Source organism: Pseudomonas sp. JH-2 (assembly GCF_036231725.1).
Taxonomy (GTDB): Bacteria; Pseudomonadota; Gammaproteobacteria; order Pseudomonadales; family Pseudomonadaceae; genus Pseudomonas; species Pseudomonas delhiensis.
The window spans coordinates 1-2,369 of record NZ_JAZAQP010000103.1 but is presented as its reverse complement, the minus strand read 5'-3'; the positions used below and the strand labels follow the sequence as shown (position 1 = coordinate 2,369).

2 tRNA genes and 2 rRNA genes are annotated in these 2,369 nt (G+C 51.8%); all 4 read right to left on the bottom strand.

Going from position 1 to position 2,369, the window contains the following annotated elements:
* Positions 1-1,692 (bottom strand): 23S ribosomal RNA (locus VV867_RS30855); the annotation flags it as partial.
* Positions 1,693-1,929: 237 nt separating this feature from the next.
* A tRNA-Ala gene (locus VV867_RS30850) sits at positions 1,930-2,005 on the bottom strand.
* A gap of 15 nt (positions 2,006-2,020) precedes the next feature.
* Positions 2,021-2,097, bottom strand: a tRNA-Ile gene (locus VV867_RS30845).
* Between the two features lie 80 nt (positions 2,098-2,177).
* A 16S ribosomal RNA gene (locus VV867_RS30840) occupies positions 2,178-2,369 on the bottom strand; the annotation flags it as partial.

Below are 2,369 nucleotides of genomic sequence, written 5' to 3'. Positions count from 1 at the left end.
CTTCTCCCGAAGTTACGGTGCCATTTTGCCTAGTTCCTTCACCCGAGTTCTCTCAAGCGCCTTGGTATTCTCTACCCGACCACCTGTGTCGGTTTGGGGTACGGTTCCTAGTTACCTGAAGCTTAGAAGCTTTTCCTGGAAGCATGGCATCAACCACTTCGCTCTCTAAAAGAAAGCTCGTCATCAGCTCTCGGCCTTGAACACCCGGATTTGCCTAAGTGTTCGGCCTACCACCTTAAACTTGGACAACCAACGCCAAGCTGGCCTAGCCTTCTCCGTCCCTCCATCGCAGTAACTAGAAGTACAGGAATATTAACCTGTTTCCCATCGACTACGCTCTTCAGCCTCGCCTTAGGGACCGACTAACCCTGCGTCGATTAACGTTGCGCAGGAACCCTTGGTCTTTCGGCGTGGGAGTTTTTCACTCCCATTGTCGTTACTCATGTCAGCATTCGCACTTCTGATACCTCCAGCAAGCTTCTCAACTCACCTTCACAGGCTTACAGAACGCTCCTCTACCGCGCATCTTGCGATGCACCCGTAGCTTCGGTGTATGGTTTGAGCCCCGTTACATCTTCCGCGCAGGCCGACTCGACTAGTGAGCTATTACGCTTTCTTTAAAGGGTGGCTGCTTCTAAGCCAACCTCCTAGCTGTCTAAGCCTTCCCACATCGTTTACCACTTAACCATAACTTTGGGACCTTAGCTGACGGTCTGGGTTGTTTCCCTTTTCACGACGGACGTTAGCACCCGCCGTGTGTCTCCCACGCTGACACTTCCAGGTATTCGGAGTTTGCATCGGTTTGGTAAGTCGGGATGACCCCCTAGCCGAAACAGTGCTCTACCCCCTGGAGTGATACGTGAGGCGCTACCTAAATAGCTTTCGAGGAGAACCAGCTATCTCCGAGCTTGATTAGCCTTTCACTCCGATCCACAAGTCATCCCCTGCCTTTTCAACGGAAGTGGGTTCGGTCCTCCAGTCAGTGTTACCTAACCTTCAACCTGCTCATGGATAGATCGCCCGGTTTCGGGTCTATACCCAGCGACTAAACGCCCTATTAAGACTCGCTTTCGCTACGCCTCCCCTATTCGGTTAAGCTCGCCACTGAATATAAGTCGCTGACCCATTATACAAAAGGTACGCAGTCACCCAACAACGTGGGCTCCCACTGCTTGTACGCATACGGTTTCAGGTTCTATTTCACTCCCCTCTCCGGGGTTCTTTTCGCCTTTCCCTCACGGTACTGGTTCACTATCGGTCAGTCAGTAGTATTTAGCCTTGGAGGATGGTCCCCCCATGTTCAGACAACGTTTCACGTGCGCCGTCCTACTCGATTTCACTTCCTGGAACCTTTCACATACGGGGCTATCACCCACTATGGCCGCACTTTCCAGAGCGTTCTGTTAGATTCCAAGAAGCTTAAGGGCTAGTCCCCGTTCGCTCGCCACTACTAAGGGAATCTCGGTTGATTTCTGTTCCTCAGGGTACTTAGATGTTTCAGTTCCCCTGGTTCGCCTCACACACCTATGGATTCAGTGTGTGATAACCAGCTTGTGCTGGCTGGGTTCCCCCATTCAGAGATCTCCGGATCAAAGTCTGTTTGCCGACTCCCCGAAGCTTATCGCAGGCTACCACGTCTTTCATCGCCTCTGACTGCCAAGGCATCCACCGTATGCGCTTCTTCACTTGACCATATAACCCCAAGCAATCTGGTCATACGTCTCGAACGTGAAGACGACATTCGCCGAAAATTCGCGCTTGAACTCGCAAATTTTACCTTGACTTGAACAATCCCCAGTGAAAGAGATCATTCAGTCTACTTCTATCACATACCCAAATTTTTAAAGAACGGTTCTGGCACAAAGACCAGACATCAATGTTCGTTCAACACCTTGAACATTCATGTCTGAGCTTTCGACGATGCGGAGATGGTGGAGCCAAGGAGGATCGAACTCCTGACCTCCTGCGTGCAAAGCAGGCGCTCTCCCAGCTGAGCTATGGCCCCCTCTTTTCCAACGATTGGTGGGTCTGGGCAGATTCGAACTGCCGACCTCACCCTTATCAGGGGTGCGCTCTAACCGACTGAGCTACAGACCCATATAGGGTTGCCTAACCGTCGCTTACCAGTGAATCAAGCAATTCGTGTGGGAGCTTATGAGAAAGCCGGGATCTTCGATTAAGGAGGTGATCCAGCCGCAGGTTCCCCTACGGCTACCTTGTTACGACTTCACCCCAGTCATGAATCACTCCGTGGTAACCGTCCCCCCGAAGGTTAGACTAGCTACTTCTGGAGCAACCCACTCCCATGGTGTGACGGGCGGTGTGTACAAGGCCCGGGAACGTATTCACCGTGACATTCTGATTCACGA